Raw genomic sequence first — 6,979 nt, forward strand, 5'->3', positions numbered from 1 at the left:
CCGAAGGGGTCCGGGAGGATCCGGAAGGTATGGGCGGGTCGGGAGAGCGGGTCGGAAGAGTCCGGAAGGTCCGGGGAGGGTCGGGGGCGGGGGGCCGGGAAGCCCGGTGAGGGGCGGGAGTGCCCGCGCAGACCGGAAAGGGTCCGGGAAGTCCCTCGACGGTCCGAGAAGTCCGGCGAGGGTCGGGGGTGGGCGGATGTCAGGTGAGGTTTCCGGTCAGGGCGAGGTCGTGCAGGAAGTGCGTCAGCGTCATCAGCACGTCGCGGCTGGAGGCCCGGCGGCGCACGTCGCACTCCACGATCGGGACCTCGGGCGGCAGGTCGAGGGCGCCCCGCAGATCCTCCAGCGGGTAACGGGGCCCGTCGGGGAAGGTGTTCACGGCGACCACGAAGGGCACTCCGCGTTCCTCCAGCCGGCCCATCACCTCGAAGCTGACCTCCAGGCGGCGGGTGTCGACCAGGACGACCGCGCCGAGGGCGCCCTCGAACAGGCCGTTCCACAGGAACCAGAACCGCTCCTGGCCGGGTGTGCCGAAGAGGTAGAGCACCACCTGGTCCGTGATGCGGATCCGGCCGAAGTCCATCGCCACGGTGGTGGCGGTCTTGGTGTCCGAGCCGTAGTTGTCGTCGACGCCGATGCCGGCCTGCGTCATGGTCTCCTCGGTGGTCAGCGGTTTGATCTCGCTGACCGACCCGACCATGGTCGTCTTGCCGACACCGAAGCCGCCCACGATGACGATCTTGGCCGCCGCCGTGGTGGTGTGCGGCAGATGGTCCTCGGCGCGCGGGCCGGGAAGGGTGTCAGAGCCGTTGAAGTCCATGCATCACCGCTTCGAGAAGGGAACGGTCGGGGAGGTGCCGGCGGACGATCGGGGCGCGCGCCTGGACGAGTTCGGCCGCCAGCATCTCGGTGAGCAGCACCGTCACCACGCTGAACGGCAGACCGAGGTACGCCGACACCTCGGCCACCGACAGCGGGGCCCGGCACATCCGCAGCACCGCTGACTGTTCCGGGGTGGCGGAGGAGGGCGGTTCGGCGTGCGCCACGACCAACGTGACGAGGTCCAGCGGGGCGCGTTCGCCGTCCGGGCCGGTGATGATGTACAGGCGCTCGGGGTTCTTGCCCTCCCCCTCCTTCGGCGGCTGCGGGGGCGGTTCCGGGACGGGGTCGCGACGTCGACGTTGCGGAGGCGTCATACGCTCTGCCCGCTGCGTCGGGGCGGGGTGGTCAGATGGGCGCCGATCCGGACCACGAGGTCGCGCATCATGGCGCTCATCCGGCCGGCCTCGCAGCGTACGTCGGCGAGGACCGCGAGGTAGGCGTTGGCGCCGGCGGACATCATGTAGAAGTAGCCGCCGTTCAGCTCGATCATGACCAGGTTCATCTCGCCGTCACTGGAGTGGATCTCCTGGGCGACGGCATTGGCCAGGCTCTGGAGGCCGGCGCAGGCCGCGGCGACCCGGTCGGCGGCGTCGGGATCACCTGCGTAGCGGGCGATGCGCAGTCCGTCGGCGGAGAGCACGACGATCATCTCGATGCCCGGAACCCCGTCGTACAGCTCCTTGAGCAGCCAGTCGAAGTTTTGGCGCTGCTGGATCACGTGAGGTCCCCTTCATCGTCGGCCTCGGGCCTGGCCTTGTCCTTGAGCAGGTGCAGATACGCGGTGGGATTGCGGGTGAAGTCCGTCGGGTGGTGCCCCGGAGGGGCCTCCTTCTTCAGGCCCTCCCAGAAGGCCTCGAAGGCCACGCCGGGCTCCTGCCGCTTCTGGTGCGGCTCGGGCTCCGGCTTCGGCCTGGCGAACGGGTCGGGTTCCCCGGCGAGTTCGGCCGCCTGGGCGGCGTACGCCTCGCGGTAGCGCTGGCTGATCGGGATCGTCGTCTTGCTGCGACGCTGCGGCAGGCCCTTGTCGGTCCACTCGGTGACCTCGGGCACCTCGTCGTCGTCCAGGGAGACACCCGCCGGGATCCTCGGATTGGTGGGGCGGCGCTTCTTCGGAGGCCGCTTGGGACCCTCGATGTTGCCCAGGTCGATCTGCGGTACGGCGGTGGCGCCGATGCCGTGCGCGAAGCCGGGCGCGGGGTCGGAGGTGACCATCTCGCTGGGCGCGATCAGCACGGCGCGGACCCCGCCGTAGGCCGAAGTGCGCAGGGACACCTGCATGTTGAACGACGTGCAGAGCCGGCCGACGACCGCGAGGCCGAGGCGCGGGGTTCCTCCGACGTCCTGGATGTCGACACCGGCCATGGCCTGTTCCAGCATGCGCTCGGCCTTGGCGCGGGCCTCCTCGCTGAGGCTGACGCCGGCGTCCTCGATCTCGATCGCGATGCCGGTCTGCACCTCGACGGCGTTGACGTGCACCTTGCTGGTGGGGGGCGAGTAGCGGGTCGAGTTGTCGAGGAGTTCGGCGAGCGCGTGGATCAGCGGTTCGACGGACAGGCCGCGGATGTTGACCTTGGCGATGGAGTCGAGCTGGATGCGGCGGTACTCCAGGATGCGGGACATGGCGCCGCGGAGCACGCTGTAGAGCGGGACCGGCTGGGGCCAGTTGCGGCCGGGGCGGCCGCCACCGAGCACGCCGATGGAGTCGGCGAGTCGGCCGATCAGGGCGGTGCCGTGGTCGATGCGCAGGAGGTCGTCGAAGACCTCGGGGTTGCGGCCGTGGTCCTCCTCCATCTCCCGGAGTTCCGCGGCCTGCTGGTGCACGATGGCCTGGACGCGCCGGGCGACGCTGACGAACGAGCGCTGGGCGGAGTCGCGCAGGGCCTCCTCGTGGTCGACGATCTCGAGGATCCCCTTGACCACCTTCTGCTGGCCCTCGTCGAGGTCGCGGTAGTCGGCGTCCACGTCGGCGAAGTGGAGCATCACCTCGCGGGGCGAGTTCCCGGCGCGCAGCCACGCCACGGCCTGGGGGACGAAGTAGTCGGCGAGCCGGAGGTTCTGCTCCCCGTGGGCGGCGACCCGGCGCTCCAGGTACGCGATCCGGCGCTCCTTCTCCGCACGCAGTTCCCTGAGTCGGCGGCCGCGGCGGACCGACTCCGTCCCGGCGGCGATCACCAGGAGGGTGGCGACGGCTCCACAGACGCCGACGGCGGCCTGAGCCGGCGCGGCCACCAGGGCGACGGCCGCTCCGGTCGTCGCGGCCATCACTATCGCCGGCAGCAACACCATGCGCGCATAAGCCAGTTCACGGCGACCGGGTGGGGACTGGACACTCACCATGTGGGCACCCTCTGTAGGGATCTGTCGGCATCTTCGGGGCAATGGGGAACAAGCGCACGAATATGCCTCAACTCGGTGCGCCGCGGGCGAGCTTAGTCCGACCGGGTCATCGCCGTGTCATATTCGGCGACCGCCTGAAACCACCGTCGCACGTGGAGTAACCTCGGGCGTTTCACACGCACGGAACTCGTTCGCACACGCTGCGTGATGACGTACGGGCGTGCGAGCACCCTCGCCGGGACAGGTGAATCAGGAGGTGCGGGAATGCCGTCAGGCGCCCGTGATGCGCGGCACCGCGTCGGCGGTGGCGCGGGCGTGGTAGCCGACAGGGCGCTCGGGACCGGAGCGGTGGACGAGGGGCCGGTAAGGGAGCGTACGACGGCGCCGGCCCCTGTGCACCGCCCGCACACCCGGCGGACGAGCCCGCCGAGGCAGCGCCTCGTCGACGTGGGCGGCCCCTTGATCGGGGTGGAGGTCCGGCGCCTCCCGGCGGGGGTTCTGGGCGGTCGGCCGACCCTCCCCCGCCCGCTGACCCTGGGCCGCGTCACCGACGGCTCGGACGTCCCGGGCTTCACGTCCGGGCTTCCTCCGTGAACCGTCCACCCTGACGGACGCGGAGGGCATCACGCGGCACGGGGCGGCGGGGACACCTGCCCGTCGGGACGGGCGAGGCGGGCCTGTTCCGCCATCCGGTCCAGCCCGCCTCGAACGCCGGCTCAGCCCACGGACGAGTACGCCACCACGCCCCGCAGCAAGGCGTCGACCGCCTTGCGGGCGTTCTTCGCCACCGACGAACTCTCCGGAGGCGCGGCCGCCGCGATCTGCCCGAGGACGTCGATGACCTGCTTGCACCACCGCACGAAGTCCCCGGCCGGCATCTCGACCTCCCGCAGGACCTCGTCGAGGCCCTTGCCCGAGGCCCACATGTGGGCGGCCCAGGCGAAGCCCAGGTCGGGCTCGCGCTGGCCGACCCCCTCGGTCTGACTGATCCGGAAGTCCTCCTCCAGGGCGTCCAGCCGGCCCCAGATCCGCACCATCTCGCCGAGCGCCGCCTTGGCCTTGCCCGAGGGCAGTTTCGGGGCCATCGCGTCGTCGCCGGAGCGGGCCTCGAAGACCAGCGCCGAGACGCACGCGGCGAGTTCGGCGGGTGCCAGGCCCTCCCAGACGCCGGCCCGCAGGCATTCGCTCGCCAGCAGGTCCAGCTCGCCGTACAGCCGGGCCAGCCGCTTGCCGTGCTCGGTGACCTCGTTGCCGCGCAGGTAGTCCAGTTCGGTCAGCAGGGCGACGATCCGGTCGAAGGTGCGGGCGATGGTGTTCGTCCGGCCCTCGATCCGGCGCTCCAGCTGCGAGGTGTCGCGCAGCAGCCGGTAGTAGCGCTCGGCCCAGCGGGCGTGGTCCTCGCGGTCGGAGCAGCCGTGACAGGGATGGGCGCGCAGCGCGGCGCGCAGCCGGGCGATCTCCCGGTCGTCGGCGGCCTGGGAGCGGCCCCTGCGGGCACGCTCCGGCTCGATGTGCCCGGCCTTGGTGCGCAGCGCGGAGGCGAGGTCCCGGCGGGACTGCGGCGAGCGCGGGTTGAACGTCTTCGGGATGCGCATGCGCTCCAGCGCCTCGACGGGCACCGGGAAGTCGATCGCGGCCAGCCGCTTGACCTGCCGCTCGGCGGTCAGCACGAGCGGGCGCGGCCCGTCGTGGTGGTCGAAGCCTCGATGGCCGTTGGCCCGTCCGGCGGGCAGGCCCGGATCGAGGACCAGCGCCAGTCCGGCGTACTTGCCGGTGGGCACGTGGATGACGTCGCCCGGCTTCAGCTTCTCCAGCGCCACCGCCGCCTCGGCCCGCCGCTGGGCCGCGCCCTGCTTGGCCAGCTCCGTCTCGCGGTCCTTGAGTTCGCGGCGCAGCCGCGCGTACTCCTCGAAGTCGCCGAGGTGGCAGGTCATGGAGGCCTTGTAGCCCTCCAGTCCCTCCTCGTTGCGCTGCACCTGCCGGGAGATCCCGACGACCGACCGGTCGGCCTGGAACTGCGCGAAGGAGGTCTCCAGCAGTTCGCGCGAGCGGTGCCGCCCGAACTGCTGGACCAGGTTGACCGCCATGTTGTACGACGGCTTGAAACTGGAGCGCAGCGGGTACGTGCGGGTGCCCGCGAGTCCGGCCAGGTGGTCGGGGTTCATGGCGCGCTGCCACAGCACGACGGCGTGTCCCTCGACATCGATGCCGCGTCGGCCCGCACGGCCGGTGAGCTGCGTGTACTCGCCCGGGGTGATGTCGGCGTGCTGTTCGCCGTTCCACTTGACCAGCTTCTCCAGCACCACCGAGCGGGCGGGCATGTTGATGCCGAGCGCCAGGGTCTCGGTGGCGAAGACGGCCTTGACCAGCCCACGCACGAACAGTTCCTCGACGACCTCCTTGAAGGTCGGCAGCATGCCCGCGTGGTGGGCGGCGATGCCGCGCTCCAGGCCCTCCAGCCACTCGTAGTAGCCGAGGACGTGCAGGTCCTCGTCGGGGATGGCGGCGGTGCGCTCCTCCACCAGGGCGCGGACCCGCTCGCGCGCCTCCTCGTCGTTGAGCCGCAGCCCCGCGTACAGGCACTGCTGGACAGCGGCCTCGCAGGCGGCTCGGCTGAAGATGAACGTGATCGCGGGCAGCAGACCCTCGGCGTCGAGCCGCTCGATGACCTCGGGCCGCCCGGGTGTCCACACCCTCGACCGCTGCCTGCGCTCGCGCTCCCGGTCTGCCTCGCGGATGTTCCGGCCCCGTCTGCGGTCCTGGTACGACGGCCGGCTGGCCTCCATGCGGGCCAGCCGCGCGAGGTCGGGGTTGACGGCCCTGCGGTGTCCCTCGCCCTCCTCGAAGAGGTCGTACATCCGTCGCCCGGCGAGCACGTGCTGGAACAGCGGCACGGGCCGGTGCTCGGAGACGATCACCTCGGTGTCGCCGCGCACGGTGTCGAGCCAGTCGCCGAACTCCTCGGCGTTGGACACGGTCGCCGACAGGGAGATCAGGGTGACCGACTCGGGGAGGTGGATGATCACTTCCTCCCACACGGCGCCCCGGAAGCGGTCGGAGAGGTAGTGCACCTCGTCCATCACCACGTACCCGAGGCCGAGGAGGGTCTGCGAACCGGCGTACAGCATGTTCCGCAGCACCTCGGTGGTCATCACGATCACCGGGGCTTCGGAGTTGACGCTGTTGTCGCCGGTGAGCAGGCCCACCTTGTCGGCGCCGTAGCGACGGCACAGGTCGGAGTACTTCTGGTTGGACAGCGCCTTGATGGGTGTCGTGTAGAAGCACTTCTTGCCCTGCTGGAGGGCGAGGTGGACGGCGAACTCGCCGACGATCGTCTTGCCCGAGCCGGTCGGGGCGGCCACCAGGACGCCCTTGCCCGACTCCAGTGCCTGGCAGGCCTCGATCTGGAAGGGGTCGAGGCCGAAGTCGTACATCTCGCGGAAGGAGGCGAGAGCGGTGGCCTGCTCGACAGCACGCTTACGGGCTGCCGCGTACCGCTCGGCCGGTGAGAGGTCCTCTGTCATCGTGCTCTCCACCGTACCGGGCCGCACTGACAACAGGACGATCATTATCCGGATCCACGGTCGCGAAACCAGCGTCCGCGCAGTTCAGGGCCTCACGAGGGGGCTCCGGCGAGCACACGGCGCGGGGGGGGGGGGGGGGGGGGGGGGGGGGGGGGGGGGGAGGGGGGGTGGGGGGGGGGGGAGGGGGGGGGTGGGGGGGGGGGGGGGGGGGGGGTATGCCTGGGGGGGGGGGGGCT

Annotated in this window: 5 protein-coding genes; all 5 read right to left on the reverse strand. The window is 71.3% G+C overall.

What is annotated here, in order from left to right; translation table 11 throughout:
* Positions 1–199: 199 nt before the first annotated feature.
* Positions 200–820, reverse strand: a complete 621-nt coding sequence (locus ACZ5Y0_RS17400) for a GTP-binding protein (RefSeq protein WP_469129524.1) — start codon at positions 818–820, stop codon at positions 200–202.
* Positions 801–1,196 (reverse strand): DUF742 domain-containing protein, encoded by a 396-nt coding sequence (locus tag ACZ5Y0_RS17405; protein ID WP_469129525.1) that lies wholly within the window; start codon positions 1,194–1,196, stop codon positions 801–803. The genes ACZ5Y0_RS17400 and ACZ5Y0_RS17405 overlap by 20 nt, the downstream gene beginning before the upstream one ends.
* The gene (locus ACZ5Y0_RS17410) at positions 1,193–1,600 is read right to left on the reverse strand and encodes a roadblock/LC7 domain-containing protein (protein WP_469129526.1); all 408 of its coding nucleotides are present in this window, start codon (positions 1,598–1,600) and stop codon (positions 1,193–1,195) included. The genes ACZ5Y0_RS17405 and ACZ5Y0_RS17410 overlap by 4 nt, the downstream gene beginning before the upstream one ends.
* Entirely contained in the window at positions 1,597–3,219 is a 1,623-nt protein-coding gene (locus ACZ5Y0_RS17415; protein ID WP_469129527.1) for a sensor histidine kinase, read from the reverse strand. Before ACZ5Y0_RS17415 ends, ACZ5Y0_RS17410 begins: the two co-directional genes overlap by 4 nt.
* A gap of 716 nt (positions 3,220–3,935) precedes the next feature.
* The gene (locus ACZ5Y0_RS17420) at positions 3,936–6,788 is read right to left on the reverse strand and encodes a DEAD/DEAH box helicase (RefSeq protein ID WP_469129528.1); all 2,853 of its coding nucleotides are present in this window, start codon (positions 6,786–6,788) and stop codon (positions 3,936–3,938) included.
* Positions 6,789–6,979: the final 191 nt, after the last annotated feature.

This window comes from Streptomyces sp. NPDC033216, from assembly GCF_055577115.1.

Excerpts from the sequence above, each read along its gene's own strand:
- ACZ5Y0_RS17405 (WP_469129525.1), bottom strand. The coding sequence starts at position 1,196 with ATGACGCCTCCGCAACGTCGACGTCGCGACCCCGTCCCGGAACCGCCC.
- ACZ5Y0_RS17415 (WP_469129527.1), bottom strand. The coding sequence starts at position 3,219 with ATGGTGAGTGTCCAGTCCCCACCCGGTCGCCGTGAACTGGCTTATGCG.
- ACZ5Y0_RS17420 (WP_469129528.1), bottom strand. The coding sequence starts at position 6,788 with ATGATCGTCCTGTTGTCAGTGCGGCCCGGTACGGTGGAGAGCACGATG.
- ACZ5Y0_RS17400 (WP_469129524.1), bottom strand. The coding sequence starts at position 820 with ATGGACTTCAACGGCTCTGACACCCTTCCCGGCCCGCGCGCCGAGGAC.